Here is a 259-nt window from a genome sequence, read left to right as displayed (position 1 = left end):
CCACTTGGCGATGACGAAATTAAAGCATCGCGTGAGTTTTTAGGTTGGACGGGTGATGCATTTGAAATCCCTGAAGACATTTACGCACAGTGGGATGGAAAAGCTAAAGGCCAAGAACTTGAATCAAGCTGGGACGAAAAGTTTGCAGCCTATGCAAAAGCATTCCCAGAGCTTGCAGCTGAGTACAAACGCCGTACAAATTCAGATTTACCTGCCGACTGGGCTGAAAAGTCACAAGCGTATATTGAGCAGTTACAAG

The 259-nt window shown here is 45.6% G+C and carries 1 pseudogene; it reads left to right on the top strand.

The features are described 5' to 3' along the window. Positions 1 to 259: pseudogene (locus SB756_RS31855) on the top strand (transketolase); the annotation flags it as partial.

It is taken from the genome of Pseudomonas sp. SIMBA_068, from assembly GCF_046534705.1.
Lineage (GTDB): Bacteria > Pseudomonadota > Gammaproteobacteria > Pseudomonadales > Pseudomonadaceae > Aquipseudomonas > Aquipseudomonas putida.
Note: the sequence above shows the minus strand (reverse complement) of the source record. Positions and strands in the feature narration are given on the sequence as shown.